General features: G+C 58.1%; 11 protein-coding genes. 4 read left to right on the top strand and 7 right to left on the bottom strand.

From position 1 onward, the window contains the following. Nucleotides 1-7: 7 nt before the first annotated feature. The 4 genes from NKJ90_RS19230 to NKJ90_RS19215 all read right to left on the bottom strand — a co-directional run bounded on the left by NKJ90_RS19230 (nt 8) and on the right by NKJ90_RS19215 (nt 6,262). A complete protein-coding gene (locus NKJ90_RS19230) occupies nt 8-1,927 on the bottom strand; it encodes a site-specific DNA-methyltransferase (protein ID WP_352486503.1) in 1,920 nt (639 codons plus the stop codon). Nucleotides 1,928-1,957: 30 nt separating this feature from the next. Then, on the bottom strand, nt 1,958-2,839 hold the full coding sequence (locus NKJ90_RS19225) for an HNH endonuclease (RefSeq protein ID WP_352486502.1): 882 nt from the start codon (nt 2,837-2,839) through the stop codon (nt 1,958-1,960). A 142-nt stretch (nt 2,840-2,981) separates the two neighbouring features. After that, nucleotides 2,982-3,752: a DUF4391 domain-containing protein gene (locus tag NKJ90_RS19220; protein ID WP_127253921.1), complete on the bottom strand. Its 771-nt coding sequence runs from the start codon at nt 3,750-3,752 to the stop codon at nt 2,982-2,984. Next, a complete protein-coding gene (locus NKJ90_RS19215) occupies nt 3,749-6,262 on the bottom strand; it encodes a helicase-related protein (protein WP_352486608.1) in 2,514 nt (837 codons plus the stop codon). The genes NKJ90_RS19220 and NKJ90_RS19215 overlap by 4 nt, the downstream gene beginning before the upstream one ends. A 471-nt stretch (nt 6,263-6,733) precedes the next feature. On the opposite strand from NKJ90_RS19215, the gene NKJ90_RS19210 reads away from it, so the two are divergent. Next, a complete protein-coding gene (locus NKJ90_RS19210; protein ID WP_352486622.1) occupies nt 6,734-6,883 on the top strand; it encodes a hypothetical protein in 150 nt (49 codons plus the stop codon). Between the two features lie 481 nt (nt 6,884-7,364). On the opposite strand, the gene NKJ90_RS19205 is transcribed toward NKJ90_RS19210, so the two are convergent. The 3 genes from NKJ90_RS19205 to NKJ90_RS19195 form a co-directional block, all read right to left on the bottom strand. Further along, nucleotides 7,365-10,862, bottom strand: coding sequence for an AAA family ATPase (locus tag NKJ90_RS19205; RefSeq protein ID WP_352486500.1), 3,498 nt, complete (start codon nt 10,860-10,862; stop codon nt 7,365-7,367). Then, nucleotides 10,859-12,130 (bottom strand): metallophosphoesterase family protein, encoded by a 1,272-nt coding sequence (locus NKJ90_RS19200; protein ID WP_352486498.1) that lies wholly within the window; start codon nt 12,128-12,130, stop codon nt 10,859-10,861. Before NKJ90_RS19200 ends, NKJ90_RS19205 begins: the two co-directional genes overlap by 4 nt. A 187-nt stretch (nt 12,131-12,317) precedes the next feature. After that, entirely contained in the window at nt 12,318-13,313 is a 996-nt protein-coding gene (locus NKJ90_RS19195; protein ID WP_352486497.1) for a helix-turn-helix transcriptional regulator, read from the bottom strand. A 79-nt stretch (nt 13,314-13,392) separates the two neighbouring features. Here NKJ90_RS19195 and NKJ90_RS19190 point away from each other — a divergent pair, with 79 nt between their 5' ends. The 3 genes from NKJ90_RS19190 to NKJ90_RS19180 all read left to right on the top strand — a co-directional run bounded on the left by NKJ90_RS19190 (nt 13,393) and on the right by NKJ90_RS19180 (nt 18,433). Then, entirely contained in the window at nt 13,393-14,142 is a 750-nt protein-coding gene (locus tag NKJ90_RS19190) for a TM0106 family RecB-like putative nuclease (RefSeq protein ID WP_352486496.1), read from the top strand. Between the two features lie 5 nt (nt 14,143-14,147). Further along, on the top strand, nt 14,148-16,793 hold the full coding sequence (locus NKJ90_RS19185; RefSeq protein WP_352486495.1) for a TM0106 family RecB-like putative nuclease: 2,646 nt from the start codon (nt 14,148-14,150) through the stop codon (nt 16,791-16,793). 359 nt (nt 16,794-17,152) lie between these two features. Beyond that, nucleotides 17,153-18,433, top strand: coding sequence for an LLM class flavin-dependent oxidoreductase (locus tag NKJ90_RS19180; protein ID WP_352486493.1), 1,281 nt, complete (start codon nt 17,153-17,155; stop codon nt 18,431-18,433). Nucleotides 18,434-18,811: the final 378 nt, after the last annotated feature.

Here is an 18,811-nt window from a genome sequence, read left to right as displayed (position 1 = left end):
ACCCCTCCTACAGGCTGCGAACGTCGGTGATGCCGTTCTGACTGAGGATCGCCGCCATGTTGGTTTTGGCGACATCATCGGCGAAGCCCGAATCCTTGAACACGACGCGCGTGTCGACGGCAGGTGCAAGCGCCGTGCGCCACGTCACGATCCCCGAAGCTAGCGGCTCGACCACGTCCTTGCTCAACCCATCGGCAAGGCAGACGATCAGCGCACCCCCACCGATGGAATTCACGGACTTGCCGGCGATGCTCTTCGTCTCGATCGGCACGCAAAGATCGAGCCCGAGCTTCAACAGCAGCTCATAGAGCACGTCCTGCTCCTTGCGACCTTGGACGAGATGCTCAGCATTCTTCAGCAGGCTGCTTTCGAGATCGGCTGCGACCGGCTCCCAAGCGCGGATATTCGATGATGCAAGCTTGAAGACGCGGAACCCAAAATCACCCTTGAAGAGGGGATTTTCTTCATCGATCCGCGCTGCAGAACGTCGGAGCCTTTCTTTAGTTAGTTCGGCTATAGTGCGAGGCTTTCCCAACTTATCGCAGAAATCCGATGCAACCTTTTGTTCTCTGTTACTGGGGTCGAGAGGCTCGGGAAGTTGGACAAGGACGTATCGGCGCTTTACATTCTCCGCAGCATTTTGCTTCAAAAGGGCGTGTCCGGTCGTTCCCGACCCGGCAAAAAAATCCAGAACGATATCACCATCCGCGGCGACCTGCTCAATGAGACTCGCAATCAGCGCTGTCGGTTTTGGGAACGCAAAGAGGTCAACGCCGAACAGTGAGCGTATCTCCTGGGTCCCATCTGCTGTATGTACACCATCAATAATCGACCGGAATGCAATGAACTCCGATCGCATCTCGCTCCGAAATTTCTTCTCGCGAGGTCTTCCGTCATCATTCCTGGGAAACAGAACTTTTCCCTCGGATATCAGCTCCGCCATCTTATCTTTCGAATATCGCCATCCCGTGGAGGCATTCGGGGGGAACACCCTTCCAGTCAACGGATCGACGACGTCGTAGTGAAGGTTTGGTCGCTGATCTCTCGTAGCAAGGCCGAGCATGCTACGGCTCATCCAATCCCCACGCGGATCACCGTCTGGATTTCCGAATTTCGACTCATCGCGGCCCACACCCTTGAGCGAGAAGCCATCGTCCCGGGCATAGGCGACGATGTACTCATGGTCGGTTGATATGTTTGTGTTTGCGCGCGCATCAGTAAACTGACGAGCCTTCCACACAAATTGCGCAACGAAATTTTCCTCACCAAATATGTCATTCAATATAGCGCGGAGATTCGCGACTTCGCCGTCGTCGCACGAAACTAGAATTACACCAGCTGAATGGAGAAGGTTTCTTGCGAGCTTCAAACGCGGATAAATCATGTTCAGCCAGTCGGTGTGAAATCGGCCAGACGCTTCAGTATTCGACGAAATTTTTCGACCGCCTTCAACCTGCCCCGTAAGCTCAAGATAGTTCCTGACATTGTCGCTATAGTCATCAGGATAAACGAAATCCTTTCCCGTGTTATAGGGCGGATCGATGTATATAAGCTTCACCTTGCCGGCGTAGCTCTTCTGCAAGAGCTTAAGGACTTCGAGATTGTCGCCTTCGATCATAATGTTCTGGGTAGCGTTCCAATCGACGCTTTCGTCCGGGCATGGCAGTAGCGTGCCGGTGGACGGCGTCAGCGCGATCTGTCGCGCACGGCGTTTGCCATGCCAGTTCAGCCCGTATTTCTCGTCGCGCTCATCAACGACAGCACCCAGCAGCTCCCGGAGAATCCCGAGATCAATTCGCCCCTCCTTGAATGCCTCCGGGAAAAGGGACCTTAAGGACTCGACGTTGTCCGCTACAATGTCGGCACTTTTGGTGATTGAGCTCCTTGGGTCGAGCTTCTCGATATTGGCCATCGTCACGCCTTCCATTCGCAGATGTTCTTCTTGTCTTGGGAGCAGCTAAGGGTGGAAAAGTCCGTAGTGATATTCGAGCGCTGCCACACTTGGGTGAAGGGCGGCCTTGGCCGGCAGCACGGGATGCTTGCCGTCGAGAGCTTCATACATCGATCCCTCTAGAAGCTTCGAAACTCTAACGACTAACTTCGTGGGCTCGATGGCAACGAGGGCGAGGTCGAAAAGTGTATGAACATCCGCTCGAAGCAAGAGCCCATTAGAAACTGCGTTCGTCTTTATCCCCCGATATGGACTGATATGCGCAGCTTCCAGAACCCAGGGCGTCTTGCAGCATGTCAAGGCGCATTGTCCGCTGTACGCGGAGATCAATTTGCGGCGAAAAGTCTGTTGCCCCAACCGCCGGATCACCGAAGCGATTATGCGCTTACGACCGTCGGAAATATTCTTCGGATCGAATTCTTCTGCGACAGTCGCGTCCCTTTGTATCTCAAATTCATCCAGCCTACTTGTCTGTGGAACAAGTAGCGAATTGACAAACTCATGTGGCGCTATCGCAATTCCGATATTGTTGGAAAGAATCCCCTTTGGTCTGCGCGCAGGGCTCATCTTTCTCAAGCTGCTTTCAAGAGAAAACCGAGCGTGAAATGATTTTCCGCTCTTGAATACCAAGATGTAGGGCGGATCGCTGGCATCGTAAGTTGTGGGGAAACCGGCGGTCGATGCCCATGCGGGGTGGCGGTTGCTGTACTGATCACGGATTCGCCATTCACCACCTCTGCGCTTTGGATTTCCGCTAAAGGCTAGCTCTCCCACCTGTGTTCTTTCACGATCGGCGGCAGCTGAGATGGTTGCATCGGTCTTCCCCGAGGCACCTAGGAAGTTGTCGATGGGAAATTGGGCAGTGCGCACGCCAAGGGCTATGTGCATGGCTCCGCCTCCGCGGCCATACGGCGAAGCATTCCCGTTGATTGCCCTAAAATCTGTCGCACTAAGCCGCCGCCAAAGTACCGTGGAAGTCATGTTGCCCCTCAGATCCATTCTCGTATTCGGATGTCCACGCGTTCCGTTCTCAAAGTTTTTTCTGGTGGGCTGCGATCTCGGCCTCCAAGCGCTGGATCTCTAAGTTGAGATCGACGCGCCGGTTCAGCTGCTTCTCGCGGGTGGCCTTGGCTCGAAGACCGATGATCTCGCGCATCAGCCGGGATTGGGCTTCGAGGGCTTCGCGGCGGCGCTCGATCGTCACGGCGTCATCGCTCGCTGCAAAGGCGCCGCTCAGCCTGGCGGCGCTGAGCGCTTCGATTCGGACCAGCCAACCCTCATACAAGGTCCATAGGTTGCGGCGGGACTGCTTGGCAAGGGGTAGACTTTCGAGAAACGCCTGTTCGTTGGGATTCAACTGTTCTTTGCTAATTCCAGCAATCGAAACGACGCGCTCGATGACGACTTTACCTGCTTCATTTTGCGCATGGCGCTTGTGCGCCACCGATAGCGCGACACCCTGTTCGTCGGAGGTAACGAGAACCACTGGGTAGGGAATGGCGCGGTGGATCAATTCGATCAGACGCGCGGCCTTCGCATCAGGCCGAAAGGCACAGGCAACGACCGCGATCTCAAGGTATTCCCGCGTATCATCAGCGAAGCTCGGCACGCCGATGGTGGTTGGCTTGCAGGCGGCAAGCCATTGCAGCTCGTCGATCCCGTCCTGAATGGCACGCTTGTCGGAGGCGGTCGGCGCGCCCTGTTCCACGAGAAGCTTCTTCGGCACCCGCGCATCCACGCGGGCTTCGGGCGGCAAGCCCAAAGCCTCGACAACTGCGAGGATGCCGGCTTCCGTCGTCACGCCGCTGCACCCTCGGCGTCCGGAAGCACCACAAGAAACGCGACAACCTCGAAGTCGTTGATCCCGGCAAACTCGCCCTTCATGGCGTGGGTACCGCCTGGCGAAAAGAGGCTCGCGACTGCCCGCTCTTCCTTCTTGCCAACGACGGACGCGACAGCCCGGGCGAGCAGTTTCTGAAATGGCTCCATGTCCCTGCCGAAGCGCGTCGCCTTGTCGAACCGGATGCTAGCTTCCGCGTCGGGCAGATCGCGGCCGAGGCTGAGCTTCTTCAAAGCATCCAGCACCTGCTTCGCCTGTGTGTAGGGAAGCTTGATTTCGCCGTCCTCGCCAACATGCACGACGTAGTGCGGGCTCAAGGGATAGCCCGGCTCCGGCGATTTCAGCGCCGCGTCGCCAACCGCGCGAAGGCAGAAGATCACGCCTGGCTGAATGCCCGTGTCGACGCTCGGGGCAGTGCTTCGCGGGGCCGACGTGACCGCATAGGTCGCAAGCGGCAGCGCTTCGAGGCGCTCCTTATTCTCCCGCAGATAGCCGGAAAGATCGATGCGGAAATCGTTCAGCGTGAGGTCAGCAATCGAGACACCGCTCGACAGGTCTTCGAGGTCGATCACGGCGTCTTGCAGCTTCTGAAGTTGGGCGCGGCGGTATTCCAGATCGTTCATCTGGTTGCCGGCCTGAAACTCTATGACGTTCTCCTCGCCCGTCGCCGAAACGTCCAGCAGCACCATGCGACCGCTCACGCGGGATTCGAGATCGAGATACTCGTCCAGCTCCATGTTCGGCCAAAAGTTGACGAGCTGAATCTGCGTGTTCGGAGAACCGATCCGGTCGATGCGGCCAAACCGCTGGATGATCCGAACGGGGTTCCAGTGAATGTCGTAGTTGATCAGAAAGTCGCAATCCTGAAGGTTCTGGCCTTCCGAAATGCAGTCGGTGGCGATCAGCAAATCGATCTCGCCTTCGACCGCCATTTCCGCGGGCCGCTCCTTCGAGCGCGGCGAAAAAGCGCTGAGGATCGTGCTCATATCGCTGCGCATGCTCGGCATGGTGGTCTTGTTCGCGCCAGTGCCAGTGACCACCGCGGCGTTTAATCCCAACGTCCTTTTCGCCCAGGGCGCCAGCTCGCGGTAAAGATAATCCGCGGTATCGGCGAAGGCGGTGAAAAGAAGCAGCTTTCGATTACCGTCGTTGATCGGCTCGTGGGCTTTCTTGGCGATCACCTGCTTCAGTGCTTCCAGCTTTGCGTCCCGATCAGCCGTCACAGAGCGGGCCGCTGATAGAAGCGTCGCGAGGCGGTTACGGTCCTCGATGAGGTCCTGCCGCCAACGCACTCGGTCAACGTCCTGAAGCAGCACCTTCACCTTTCGCCCGACGAGCAGAGACTCGAACGCAGAGTCGTCAACGTCGATGTCGTCGATCGTCGCTTCTTCAACCGACTCATCGTGCGCGTCGATCTTCGAAAGTAGGCCCTCAACGTCGGCGAGCTGCCGCTTGATGGTGAGAGCGAATGAGGCAACCGAACTCTCCATGCGCTTCAGGATGTTCACCCGAAGAAGGTGGATCAGGCTTTCCTCGCGATCGACCTGCCGAAAGAAGCTCTCGCCGCCGCGGATTTTCGTGCTGTATTTTTCGTCGTAGGCCGCCTGCTTGTGCGGAAGCACGTAGCGCAAGGGCGCATAGGCGCCGAGCGTCAGCCGCCGGATCTCGTTGTTGATCTCGCGGATGGGCCGGAATTCGCCTGCCAGATCGACGTCCGCCTTGATATTGAAGGGCCGAAGCCGCTCGGGGAATTGCCCGGTCTCGGCCGTGCCGTAATAGCGCTGAACGTGCTTACGCGACCGCGCGATCGTCAACATGTCCAGAAGCTTGAAATAGTCGAAGCCCAGCATGTCCATCAACCGCGCAGGACGGCGTTCGGCCTCCGGCAAATCGAGCCAGCGGTTGAACTGCGCCTGGGCTTTCCTGATCGTCGCCTCGATGCTTGGAATACCGTGGCCGATCAGCGCTAGATCGTTGCCCTCGGTCATGAACGCGATCTGGTTCTTCAGGTCCGCCAGGCGACTGTTCACCGGCGTCGCGGATAGCATGAGCACCTTGGTTTTCACGCCGGCCTTGATCACCCGCTTCATCAGGTGGTCGTAGCGCGTGTCGCGGTCCTTGTGCGTCGCCTTGTTTCGGAAGTTGTGGGACTCGTCGATGACGACGAGATCGTAGTTTCCCCAGTTGACGTGGGAGAGGTCGATATCTCCCGACAATCCGCCATCGCGGGATAGATCGGTGTGGTTCAGGACATCGTAGTTGAGGCGATCCTCGGCCAGGACGTTCCGCCGGTCGTTGGCCTTGTAGAGCGTCCAGTTGTCCCTCAGCCGCTTCGGGCAAAGCACGAGAACCCGATCGTTGCGAAGCTCATAGTACTTGATGACCGCCAACGCCTCGAACGTCTTACCGAGGCCGACGCTATCGGCGATAATGCAGCCGCCGATGCGTTCTAGCTTATCGATGGCACCCACTACGCCATCGCGCTGGAACCGGAACAGCTTCTTCCAAACGATCGTGTTTCGTATGCCGGTCGCGGACTTGATGATCCGCTCTTCATCGAGCTCGTCGCCGAGATCCTTGAATAGCTGAAACAGTATCTGGAAATAGAGAAGCGACGGCGCGCGCTGGGTGCCTGCCTCTTCGAGCAAACCGACAAGTTTGTCCTTTGCCGTCGAGCCCGCCTTGATGCCATCCCAGTTCGCCCGGAACCAGTCGGCAAACGCAGCGGCTTCCTCGTCCTCGTCCGAAGCCTGAACCAGCCCGAGTTGACCGCCTGGCGTGATCCCGAGGCCTTCCGTGGTGAAGGAGCAAGTGCCGAGCAATGCCCGCCGCGTTCCCGTCCCCTGAACGACGATGAGCGACTGAGGTGGCGCCGAAAGAGCGCACCTGACCTCTGCACGCTTCTTGATCCAATCGGCAGCGAGCCGTGCAAGCCAACGGCCATGAAGCTGACCGCGAAAGGCGATATCGGCAGGGCCGCCGAAAAGCGCCTCCGCGAGTGCCGTTTCATCACCCAGCAGCAGGCGGCACTTCTCTGCCTTCTCAATGAGCTCCCGAACTTCCGCAAACGCGTGCACGGAAAAGCTCGGTGACATCAAATCAACGGACACGTCCTGGACAAGCCATTCGCGCAGTCGATCGACCACCCTTTCGTTGCCGCTATTCCGAATGAGCTTCATGCACACACACCCGATCAGGCCCGATCGAGCGAACACCTGCGCACAAGGCTAACTTAGGTGCCTCCCTCCCAGGCGAAAAGCAACTATAACGAAAACACGCTCCAGCACGAGCCCTTCTCGATAAAGTTTCCGCAGATCCCTGCGACGGCAGGCGGAACAACTTGGAAAACGGATCTTCAGGTAACCGGTGTTACGGGGGCACCTTCGGCGATCAGCCTGAGGGGCGATGGAGCCTTTGAGGGCTTCGACATATGACGATTTCAGAGCCTAAGTTTACATGATGGGCATGGTTGACGTGGAGAAATTCGTCGCCACGCGGCTCTCAGACCGGTGTTGGGCCATCGCGGTCGTGTTGCCGATACTTGGATAGCTATCCGGTTTCTGTGCCTGCCCATCAGGCCGCACGGCTTTCCAAGACGAGCGGCGGCGCCAACTCGTGTATGCGCGCATTGGGACAAACCCGCCTGGCGATATCACAAAGATGCTGGTGATGCGTCAGGTAGATCACCTGACCCACTTTCGCCATGTCGGCGAATAGCCGGAAGGCTTCCTCCGCACGGAAGTCGTCGAACGTCTCCATGATGTCGTCGGCGATGAAGGGAACGGGGGTGCGAGATTGGGCGAACTCGTGGTAGCCGGCCACTCTGAGCGCGAGATAGAGTTGGAAGCGCGTTCCCTTTGACATTTCCTGCGCCAGCTTGGAACTCCCATCAGCCCCGATGCCAATAAGCACTTCGGTGTCCTTGTCAGGCTGGGTCGCCAGACCGCGATAGGCGCCGCGGCTGATCACCTGAAAAGCCTCCGAGGCGCGAACCATCATCGAACTGCGATGCTTGTCGCGGTAGAGGCTCAAGGCTTGCTCGGCCGCGACGATGCCGGCCCTAAGGCGGAAGTAGCTGAACGCCTTATCCTCGATTTCCAGGAGGACCGTGCGCCGTTGCTCTTCAAGAACAGCCACGGCACTCTCGCCGTCGACGGCATCCACCTCGTCGGACGCTTTGCTGTATGCCGTAAACAGCTCCCGTACGCGCCGATCCTGATCCTCAAACCGGGCCCTAAGTTCTACCTGCTCGACCTCCAGCGCGGGCCGATCCGCGGCATCAAGCATCTGTTCGACATCGGCCATGTCCTGGATTGACAGCGCCTCTCGGATTTCGCGTTCGATGGTATCGGACCGGCGGCGCAAGTCTCTCCTCTGCTCGATCATGCGCAGCTTCTTCTCTACCTCCTGCAGCGAAGATACTCCGAACAGCTGCGTCATTTCAGATTTGCGGCGCTCGCAAATCGCGATTTCAGCCTCCAGGTCTCGGTTTTTGAGAATCTGATCCTCGCGCGCAAGGTGCTTGGATTCCCTTTCTGCCTTTTTCGCCCGAGCCTCTTCCACTCTCGCGGACATCAGCGCCCAGAGTCTCAGGGCACTCTCTGCTGATCGGTCCAATCCGAGTTCCGCAGCCATGACGGACAGTTCGCGCAAGAAGGCTGCCTGATCTTCCTCCATCTTGGCGATGCGATCTGCCAAGCCGGCTTGCCGTTGAGTGGCCGGGCCAAGCTCGGCAAGTCTGTCCAATACCTCCTTGGCGGTTGCGAGGCTGGGGATAGTTCCTCCTGCGCCGAGCCAACAGCTCTTGCAAACCTCAGCCCATGACGCGTCCCATTGCGCCTCGTCGGCAGTTGCCGTTTCAAGGGCTGACTGGCGGGAAGCCTGCTCCCTTTCGCAGCGTTCAAGTTGCTCCCTCAAGTTCTTGTGTTCGACTTCAAGATCAACGGCGAACTGGGCCCTGGCCAAAAGCGCTTCGTAGGAGTCAGAGTGATCCTGGGAAATGGCTGCCGCCGATAATGCCGCCGAGAGCCGGTTGCGCGCCGCCGAGCCGTCCGCTTCCGCCTGGCGTAAGTCACCTTCGGCCTCCCGGAGCAAGTCGGCTGTCGCGAGGACCATTTCGCGGCGTCCCAGCCATGCCTCAAGCCCACCTAGCTTGATCTCGCCAGAAACGGTCAGAGCCATTTTCCGAGCGGACTCCAGAATTTCGGCCCTGATAGCTTCGCGTTTCGACTTCGCCGCGTTCAGCAACTCCGCTGAGCGATCCAATTCCGCTTCCGCGACGGCGAGCCTCTGATAAGTTTGGTTCAGCTTCGCCAGGTCGCTCATCTGTCCCAGCCGTACGCTGGTGATCAGGTCGTCTTTCCGCAGCTCGGTCTCAAACGCCGCAGCGGTCGATTCATCGAGCGCGTCACGATGCGTAGCCCATGCCGCTTCACGCGCTGATCGCGACGTCGCTGCCTCAAGATCGTCCACGACGCCGGTGGAATTCTTCAATGCATCCAGTTCGGCTCGCAAACACCGCAGCTCACTCGTGAGGCGCCTGCTGTCATCGCTGTAGCGATCGATCTCGGCTTCCGCTTTAGACAGAGCTGATTTCCAGGACTCCAGCTCAGAAGGTGCCGGCACTCTCATTTGCCGTACCTGGTCAACGCTTTCACCCCACGGTCGGAGTTCCGACATCTGCTGCGCCAGTGTTTCTTTAAGATCCACACGGGAGCGTTCGGCGACGCGGCGACGGGCGGCATGATCGTTCTCTCGAAGAACCGAGAGCTCCCTCGCCAGCGCCGCAATGGCTTTGCCGTTAATGGAGGCAGCGGCTTCGCTCGACAGCTTGCTCCGCAACTCGATCAGACGGCGGTTCGCCTCTTCGGCTTCGCGCTTCGCGTTTTGAAGTGTCGCGTCGATACCGGAGCGGCGTTCAACGAGATCTCTGATGCTTCCAGAAATGCGACTTCCGAGCATCAGGCTGCTCGGCTCGTCTCCTTCAGGGCGTTCGAGAAGCCGCAGAATATTCGCAATTTCCCGGTCGACTTCCATCAATTGCAGGCGACGGTCCGGCAGATCCCTTTCAGCGGTGACATAACGGGCGTGCAGCTCGCCGATAGCGTCCATCCTTTGCCCCAAGGTGAGCGCGATGTCGTCAACGGGAATGGCATTGAGCCCTTTCTCAATCTCGGCGATGGACGCTTTCGCCGTCTCCCGCTTCACGGCAAGCTCGATGTCTTCCTGATGAATTCCCGGAAGTTGGTTTCCCCACAAAGGCGGCGCTTCGGGAACATCTTGCAACTCAGCGAGACTGTCGCGGATGTCCCGCAATTCCGCCAGTCGTGGCAGTGCGGTCAGCAGGTTCTTAATCTCGTCAAGCCGAAGCTGCGTCCGGGTTCGGTCAGCCATCGCTTCGTCATAGTGTGCCAGTGACCGCTCCTTGGTTTCCACCATCTGGCGGTAATGGGTGGCGAGCGTGTCAATCTGCTCTTTTCGCTCCTTCAGATCGGAAAGCCGACTTTTCAAGTCGCCGATTTCACTGCTTCGGGCACGGAGTTTGAAAAGGCCGTCGGCCTGCGAACGCAATACAACAAGTGTCTGACTTAGTGCGGCCAAACCTGTGCTTGCCGAAAACAGAAGCTGTCCGAGATCACCCTTGCTGGCCAGGATGCTCTTCCCGCCTTCCTCAAGGGTGTCATCGTCGAGGGAAAACATCGCGCAATAGACGTCCCGCTCAACCCCACCAAGCTCGCCGAGTATCAAATGCTCGCCGATCGGCTGATCGCCCGGACCGAGCAGACTGCTTTGGGGCTTCTTGATCCGGACTAGCTCACGGGCAACACCACCGATGTCCAATGCGGCCCCGATGCGCATCGTTGAGTAAGGATGGAGGAAATCATAGCGGCTGCGGGACTCGATGCCGAAGAGAAGGTCGAGGAATGCAGATAGGGCGGTCGATTTGCCCGCCTCGTTCGGACCGTAGATGATATGTAGATCTGGACGGCCCGGCTCCACAGGCCCGAAGTCGATGTGCTTATCTGTGAATTTGCCGTAGCGGGTAAGGTCAAGCCGGTTGATGCGCATCATGCTACCTCATCCTGCTTCCGACGATGGAGCCGTGCGAGCACATCTTCGACCCCCTCCTGCGCGAGCAGGCGCAACGTCGCCCGAAACTCCTCCTGATCAGCACCGAAAGTACCTCTGCTTTCAGGTGGCAGATGACCACGAAGCTCCTCCCCAATATCGATGAGCGCCGCATGGTAAGCTTCCGAACCGATGATCTCGCTTCCGACAAGCTCTCGAAGTTCGACGAGTGGATCTCCGTTGGTCCCATCCCCAGAAACGAGGTCGGTGCACTGGATCTCCACTTTCTCGATCCAGGTCCGGCCAATGACAGATGCCCTGTGCTCGGCTTCGGTCTTGATGAGGTCGACGTCGTTACGGAGCTGCCATGCGAGCGGCGTTCGTCCGGTGAAGGAAAGCCGGACCACAAGGTGATCGGAATTTGCAGCTTCCCGCGCTGCCCCCAGGTTGCCCGCTACCGTGGTCACCATGTGACGCCAATCTGCGATGCCGTCGAGGTCGATCACGACGCGCTCGAATTGGGCGATGCTGGTGAACCTTTCCTCAATGTGGACGTTTCGGTCATCAGCGATCGTAACAAGACTCACCGATTTCGGACCAGATTCGTTGATGTCGCGCCCCTGGGGCATGCCAGGCATCACGATCGTGCAGCGTCCGTTACTGATTGATCGCTTGTGAATGTGGCCGAGCGCCCAATAGTCGAACTCTGTCGCCTCCAGATCCGAGACGTCGCAGGGTGCGTAGGGATCGTGCCCCCTCGTTCCTGCGAGGCTGGTGTGCAGAAGACCGATGTTAACAGCGCCCTCGATCCGTGGTTTGTACTTTCCCGCCAGATTTTCGGGACACTGGGCCTGCGCAAAGCTAAGCCCGTGAATAACCACAGGGGTCGCTTGATCCAATTCGAGCGAGATAGCCTCCGGGCGCCCACCGTAGACTTTTACGGTTTCCGGGTACGTTAGTTCTCTGGTGATCTTCGACAACGCATCGTGGTTGCCTCGGATGATGAACACCCGCACTCCGGCTTGGTCCAGTCGGCGGATTTGCTCGGAAAGGAACCGCGCAGTTTTCATGGAGGTCTGATCGCCATCGTAGAGATCACCCGCGAGAAGAAGCGCGTTGACCTGCTCGGATAGGCAGAGATCGACGATATTGACAAAAGCACGCCGCGTCGCGTTGCCAATCAGTTCGCCTAGTTCCGGGTTGCGCAGCGCCAGCGACCGAAGAGGCGAATCCAGGTGAACGTCCGCCGTATGAACAAATCGAAAAGCCATGCCCTCACCTTTTGCCTTCGCGTGAGAAGGCTTTGATTCCCCGAAACAGATACTGGGCTGCGCTTAGGTGTCTGCCTAGGCTGCCAATCCCTCGGGATTTCAGGTTTCCACAGGCTAATGCCAGAATCTGTCACCAGGCGGGGATCGTGTAGTTCCCGCGGTTCAAAGCTGTTTAGGAAATTGCATTCTATGGAAGCGAGGGAAAGTCAGAGCGCTGGTGCGTCTCGACCATTCTGCGAAGGGCCTCCGGCGCCACGACCTCAACCTTGTCTCCCCACATATAGAGGTGCCAGCACATCTCCATATGACCGGACGCCCAGAAACGCACGATCAGTGAACCGTCGGATTGATCCTCCAGGATCTGAGCCGGATGGAACAGGAAAGTTCGTGCATGCAGCGCTGCGTCAGGCTTGAACTTCCAGATGACTTCGCCAAACTCACTGTCGTTCTGAAAAGCTCCGAACGCCTTGCGCGCATGCGCATGAATGTCGAAGCCTGGATCACGTTCGAAGACCTCGCCGGTGAGTTCCGCGTGTTCGATCTTCTCAGCCACGAAGTGCCTGAGTGGACCCGCGCGATCAGTTGTTGGCCTGGCCACCAGATAGCGTCGGATTCCGATCAACACTCCATAAGGTTCGACCACCCGCTCGGTGGATGTAGCTGACCCGCGGGACTGGTAGACGATCTTCAACCGCTGCGACCCCTTGAGCGCCGTTGCTATGGTCGAACCCACGTGTGGCGCCAGCCTTGTCGTAGGCCCCGGGCGGGCTGCGAGACCCTGCGCCTCAAGCAATGCTTCGTGGTCAGTTTCCAGACGTGCGATCCGATTGCCCGGCACCAGCGCCAGTATTTTTTCTCGCAAAGAACGGAGGTGCTCGGCCTCCAGACCTTGAGCATTCCGTTCCAGTGTCTCAATCGAGAGATCCAGCGCCGCCAGTTCATCGGGAGTGAGCGTGAGCAGATCGCGCAGAGCTCCCGTCTGTAACCGCCAACGTTTACGCCCATCGTCTTCGAAGCTGGGTTCGGTATCGGGAAATTGAACTTCGAGCGTATGCAGCATCCGCTGCGCGGTGCGTTTGGATACGCGAAACCGCTCCCCGACGTCGTCAACTGTCACGCCCATTCTTCGGACTGCAACATACGTTGCAAGCTCAATCAGCTGCTGCGCCTTCTCAAATGACATCGATCTTCACCAATCCGGGTGACAGCTATTGTCACGATCAGTGCTTACGGTTCTACTATGTTTTGGGTGGGGGAGTGAAATGAAACTGGAAGGCTCGGAGATTTTGCTTTCCGCATCGGACCTGATGCGGTTCATGGGCTGTATTCATGCGACCGCGATGGATCTCAGATACGCAAAGGGGGAACCTCTTTTCCCCGCCGAGGACACGGAGGATGCCAAGATCCTCCAGAAGCAGGGCGACGCCCACGAAGCGAAGTTTCTTGCCAAGCTGCGTGCAGAAGGCCATCGCGTTATCGAGTTCGGCCGCGACCGGGATTTGCCAGCCGCTGCCAAGGAAACGCGTGCGGCGCTGTTTGCCGGCGCGGATGTCCTCTTCCAGGGCGCGTTTTTCGGGCCGCCCTGGGGCGGGTGGTCCGATTTTCTCATCAAGGTCGATAAGCCCTCGTTGCTGGGCGCCTATTCCTATAAGGTCATTGATACCAAGCTGAAACGGAAGCCGGACCCGAAACACATTCTGCAGCTTGTGCTGTATTCGGATCTTTTAGCTAAGGCTCAGGGTCTTCAACCGGAATATGCCCACATTGAGCTGCGGAACGGTGAGCGTTTCTCCTTCAGGCTATTGGACTATGCGGCATATGCTCGCCATGCACGATCCCGGCTGGAACGCTTTGTAGCCGATCCGCCCGCGACCTCTCCCGATCCGGTGAAGATGTGCGACCTGTGCCGCTGGCGCGAGGTTTGCCAGACGCATTGGGAGGAGTCGGACAGCCTTTCCCTTGTAGCTGGCATCTCCAGGAGCCAGCGGAGCAAGCTGTTGCAGCTGGCGTGACGACAATGGCTGCCCTTGGGCAGCACAATGAAGGAGTCCCGAAGCTAGCGGAGACGACGCTGAGCAGGTTGCGAACCCAGGCTCGTCTGCAGACAGCGCGGCGGGCCGGAGGGCGGCCTTCGTTCGAACTTAAGCCGTTCGACCCTAGCCGGGGCCTGGCTCTGCTTCCGAAGCCCGATGCAGGAGACCTGTTCTATGACATCGAAGGCGATCCCTTCTACGAGGACGGGCTGGAATATCTCCATGGGGTCTGGTTCGGCAGTAGAGGCAGTGGAGAATTTCGAGATTTCTGGGCGCACAATCGCACGGAAGAGAAAGAGGCGCTGCGGCAGCTGATGGTCTTCTTCGAGGACCGTCTGAAGCGGTTCCCGAGAGCACACATCTGTCACTACGCCGCGTATGAGGTTTCGGCCCTGCGCCAGCTCACCAGCAGTCATGGCGTAGGCGAGGCGCTGCTGGATCAGATGCTCAGGGAGAACAGGTTCGTCGATCTCTACAGCGTGGTCTCGGCAGGTCTGATTGCGTCGGAACCGCGCTACTCGCTCAAGAATCTGGAAGTCTTCTACATGGAAGCACGCACCGGGGAGGTGAAGACTGCCGGTGGCAGCGTAGTCGCCTATGAAAAATGGCGCGAGACGGGCGACCAAAGCATTCTCGATGAAATCCGCCACTACAACCGGGTTGACTGCATCTCCACGCAGCTGCTCCGCGACTGGTTAATAGCCGAGGTGCGTCCCCCAAACATGGAATGGCGGGATCGGGGAGGGGCGGACGAAGGCGCCGGCTGTAATCTTGAGAGAGCTGCTGCCGAGCAAGCGGCCGCGGACGAACTGCGGGAAAGGCTGCGGCCAGTTCGTGCGCAACTAGGGGATCGGCTGGCCGACCTGCTGTTTGATCTGAGCTACTTCCACCCGCGAGAAAGGAAGCCGGCCTGGTGGTCGATCTTTGACAAGATAGGGAGGGAGGCGGATGAACTGGTGGATGATCTCGACTGCCTCGGCGGGCTGGAAGCTGTCTCGGCAAGGTCTGTAGCCGGCAGGTACTGGCAGCGCACCTATGAGTTTCCGGCACAGGAGACGACGACCGACGTGGGAGATTGCCATATCGAGGTGGACGGCCTGCCGTCTTCCGCGAAGCTGATCGAGATCGATCGAACTAGCAATCGCGCGGTCGTGCAGTTTTCAATGAACCGCTACGATGACGCACCCGAATCGACGTGCCTGGTTCCTGCAGGACCGCTGGATACCCGGACCATCGAAGGCGCCATTCAACGCGCGGTGGCCTCAATCGTTCGGGACGATCGGCAGTTCCCGGCAATCCTGGATTTCTTGCAGCGTTGCAGACCTCGCTTTCTGAGCCATGGTAGACAGTCGAACATCATCGATCCGTCTTCAGATGTCGTTCCGGAAATCATCACTGCGGTCGGTGACCTCGATCGCAGTACAGTGGCCGTCCAGGGACCACCTGGCACTGGAAAGACTTACGTCAGTTCCTGCGCTATCCTGGATTTGGCCAAGCGAGGGAAGCGGATTGCAGTAGCCTCCAACAGCCACAAGGCCATCGACAATCTGCTGTGTGCGGTGGTCGATAGAGCCAACGAAGCCGGCACATCGGTCGCCATAGCAAAGAAGGGGGGAGACGGCTTCGACGATCCGTATGGCTCAATATACGTCACGTCCAAAAATGAAGACAGTCAGTTGATCAAGGCCTCAGTGGTGGGCGGGACGGCTTGGCTGCTGTCGAGGCCAGAATTCCAACAGGCTTTCGACTATCTGTTTGTCGACGAGGCTGGCCAGGTTTCGGTGGCGAACATCGTTGCCATGGGCACCTGTGCCAAAAACATCGTGCTGGTTGGCGATCCTATGCAGTTGCCTCAGCCGATTCAGGGTGCGCATCCTGGAGAAAGTGGGCTGCCGTCGCTCGAGTATCTGCTCGCCGGGCATAACACTGTTCCGGCCGACATGGGCATTTTCTTGCCAATATCACGCCGGATGCATCCCGGTGTGTGCCGGTTCATCTCCGACATCATTTATGAGAGCCGGCTCGCCTCAGATGAAGGCGCCGCCAGACAAGCGATCATCTCAGATGCCAATCGATCCTCAGGTGTTCACTTTGTGGAAGTTCAGCACACCGGTAACAGACAGGTCGCTGTCGAGGAAATCGATGCTATCCGCCGCGAAATGGATCGCCTCATTGGAGTCAGGTTCCGCGATCGTGATGGCAAGGAAAGAAGCCTGACGCGTCAAGACATCCTGATCGTTGCGCCCTACAACGCGCAGGTGAACGCCCTGAGAAGTTCGCTTCCTCCTGGTTCCCGGATCGGAACCGTCGACAAGTTCCAAGGGCGGGAAGCTCCTGTCTGCATGGTATCCATGACCACTTCGTCGGCGGATGAAATCCCGCGCGGAGTCGATTTCCTCTTCAGCCTCAATCGGATCAACGTCGCGGTATCGCGGGCCCAGGTGCTTGCCATGGTCTTTGCGAACCCACGGCTCCTGGAGGTCCACTGCAACAACGTTCACGAGATGCGGCTCGTAAGCATGCTTTGCGCCCTGCGGGAATACAGCGGGAGTCAGATGGATTCAGGCCCCCCAGTTACACGCTGCGGCGACACACGCGATTTTGTTCCAGATTTGGTGTTGTCACATTGATTTTGATTGAGCGGTAAGGAAATGGTCAACGTGATGTGCAACCGCAGGCGAGCTTAGATCCGAACCCGTCCTTGGCCGAGCAGGTTGAAATCCTCGCCGCCTGACCCCAGCCCACCTAATCTCCCTGCGTCCCAATCAACCGTTGCAACAGAGCCGATCACTGTGTCCTGAATCTAACATTGGCTCCACAATCCTTGTCTTTGCAGGGAGCTTTTGGCTCTCACCGCTTTGGACGGCTTGAGGAAAACGATTGTAAATCAGCTACCTAGCTGGACGTGTTCTGAGTCGGCACGTCCCTTGCGTGGAGAACAGCATATACATCAAATGCCAATTTGAGGGAGCCCAGAGTGTCGCGTCAAATGAAGTTTGTAGCGTTTCTCATGGCGGGGCCAACTTGCCATCATCATGCGATGTGGCGCCATCCTCAAACAGAGAACAGGTTTCTCGACCCGGCGTTCTGGGAGACGCTGGCGCGAACGCTCGAGGCCGGGAGATTTGACGGGTTCTTCTTCGCCGATGTTCTGAGTTTTTATAACGAAACTATTATGGCGCGGGGCGGGCAGATGTCGCTGCTTGATCCTGTCCCGCTTGTCGCGATGATGGCGCGGGCGACGTCACGCATTGGACTCGGTGTGACGATATCGACGAGTTTCCAAGAGCCCTATGCGATAGCACGCGTGCTTTCCTCGCTCGATGCGCTGAGCGCAGGCCGCATCGCTTGGAACATCGTAACTTCCGCAATCGACCAGGAGGCGCAGTTTTTTGGCGAGGAGGCGCTCCTGCCGCGCAGTGAACGTTACGACCGCGCCGAGGAGGTCCTGAAAGTGTGTCTCGACTTGTGGACGGGGTGGGCCGACGGCGCACTCGTCTGCGACAAGAAAAGCGGCCACTTCATTGATGAGGCGAAGATGCGCCGCACCGAGATTGCCGGGCAACACGTCGGGGCAAGGGGCGTGTTCACGGTCCCGCCCAGCCCTCAGCGGCATCCGGTCATCATGCAGGCCGGATCGTCACCGCGCGGCCGCGATTTCGCCGCCAGCTACGCCGAGCTTGTCTTTACGCTTCAGCACTCGTTGCCGGACATGCAGAAATTCTATGTCGAGATGAAGGGCCGCGTCGACAAAGCAGGGCGGAATCCGGACGATTGCGCCATCCTCGTCTCCGTGGACCCGATCCTCGGCGAAACAGAATCGATTGCCCGCGAGAAGCAGGCTTACATCAATGACTTGGTCGACCCTCGCCTCGCCATCCCTTTCATGTCGGCCCATACCGGGCTCGATCTGTCGCAATACCCGATAGACAAGCCAATTAGCGACATTCCCTCAGAAGCCGGTTCTCGCGGCTCCTTTGATATCATTCTTCAAGGCACAAAGGCCAGTAACCTCACGCTCGGCGAAGCGGCCAAACATTTTGCCATAAGCGAACTTTGCCCTCAAGTCGTCGGCACGCCCGAGAGCGTGGCCGACGAGCTTCAGGGATTCTTCGAAAATAAGGGCTGCGATGGCTTCATCGTGACGCCGACGGAAATGCCAGGCTCCTTCGAGGCTTTCACGCGATCGGTCGTTCCGATCCTCCAGAAGCGCGGTTTATTCCGCAAGGAGTATCCGGGCTCGACTCTGAGGGAAACGATCAAAGCGTAAGCGATGAGGCATTTTTCTTTCACCTCCAAGCAAGGATCGCAGATGAGTTCGAATACCCTTTCGCATCTCCGCTTGTTGCAGCCACTCTTCTTGCCTGCGCGAGGCTCCGCGGCTGGCTGGCCGGTACGGTGATCTGCGGTGCTGTCACATTGATAGTCATCGGCCGATGGTTTGGTCCGGCGCAGAGGGTTGGCCGGATGTATTTTGACGTTAGCCGATTTCGTTTCTGCTACGGCGGGGGGCAATCGATGAGATGGTGATCGTCTGGCGTTAGGACAGCGGAGTTTTGCTCCACAAGCCCCGGTTCGAACCCAAGTCCCTCAACCAGTTCAGAACATCTCTAATTTAATTGCCGGCTCCTTGGAAGTTCCATAGCGA

Origin of the sequence: Mesorhizobium sp. M0051, from assembly GCF_040323235.1 — a bacterium.
GTDB lineage: Bacteria > Pseudomonadota > Alphaproteobacteria > Rhizobiales > Rhizobiaceae > Mesorhizobium.
This window is presented reverse-complemented; position numbering and strand designations above follow the sequence as displayed.

Coding starts and splice junctions, on each gene's coding strand:
- NKJ90_RS19225 (WP_352486502.1), bottom strand. CDS start 2,839: ATGCACATAGCCCTTGGCGTGCGCACTGCCCAATTTCCCATCGACAAC.
- NKJ90_RS19185 (WP_352486495.1), top strand. CDS start 14,148: ATGGCTGCCCTTGGGCAGCACAATGAAGGAGTCCCGAAGCTAGCGGAG.
- NKJ90_RS19230 (WP_352486503.1), bottom strand. CDS start 1,927: ATGGAAGGCGTGACGATGGCCAATATCGAGAAGCTCGACCCAAGGAGC.
- NKJ90_RS19205 (WP_352486500.1), bottom strand. CDS start 10,862: ATGATGCGCATCAACCGGCTTGACCTTACCCGCTACGGCAAATTCACA.
- NKJ90_RS19180 (WP_352486493.1), top strand. CDS start 17,153: ATGAAGTTTGTAGCGTTTCTCATGGCGGGGCCAACTTGCCATCATCAT.
- NKJ90_RS19190 (WP_352486496.1), top strand. CDS start 13,393: ATGAAACTGGAAGGCTCGGAGATTTTGCTTTCCGCATCGGACCTGATG.
- NKJ90_RS19210 (WP_352486622.1), top strand. CDS start 6,734: ATGAAGCTGACCGCGAAAGGCGATATCGGCAGGGCCGCCGAAAAGCGC.
- NKJ90_RS19200 (WP_352486498.1), bottom strand. CDS start 12,130: ATGGCTTTTCGATTTGTTCATACGGCGGACGTTCACCTGGATTCGCCT.
- NKJ90_RS19195 (WP_352486497.1), bottom strand. CDS start 13,313: ATGTCATTTGAGAAGGCGCAGCAGCTGATTGAGCTTGCAACGTATGTT.